1 protein-coding gene is annotated in these 474 nt (G+C 61.6%); it reads right to left on the bottom strand.

From position 1 onward, the window contains the following. Window positions 1-474, bottom strand: a 474-nt coding sequence (locus J5M58_RS26650; protein ID WP_207880364.1) for an aminotransferase class I/II-fold pyridoxal phosphate-dependent enzyme, incomplete at both ends; no start/stop codon positions are given.

Genomic DNA, 474 nt, shown 5'->3' with positions numbered 1-474 from the left:
GTCCAGCGCTTCTGCGCCGAACCAGGTGCCGGTCGGGTTGTTCGGGTTGGCGATAAACACCACGCGAGTGTTGGCATCGATGGCCGCAAGCATCGCCGGCAAGTCATGGCCCCAGTCTTTGGCTGGAACGACTTTGGCTTGTGCGCCGACTGCTTGAGTCGCGATCGGATACACCGCTAAGGCGTGCTCACTGAACACCGCATTCATGCCCGGCGCCAGATAGGCACGCGCAAACAGCTCAAGAATGTCGTTGGAGCCATTGCCCAGCGTGACCTGATTCAGCTCGACACGGCACTGCTCGGCGAGCAGCGATTTCAGGGCGAAACCATTGCCGTCCGGGTAGCGGGTCAACTCGGCCAGCTCATCGCGGATCGCCGCCAAAGCCTTCGGGCTGGCGCCCAACGGGTTTTCGTTGCTCGCCAGTTTGACGATTTTTGCCGGATCCAGATCCAGCTCGCGCGCCAGTTCGTCCAC

Origin of the sequence: Pseudomonas sp. 32_A (assembly GCF_017490905.1) — a bacterium.
GTDB lineage: Bacteria > Pseudomonadota > Gammaproteobacteria > Pseudomonadales > Pseudomonadaceae > Aquipseudomonas > Aquipseudomonas inefficax.
Note: the sequence above shows the minus strand (reverse complement) of the source record. Positions and strands in the feature narration are given on the sequence as shown.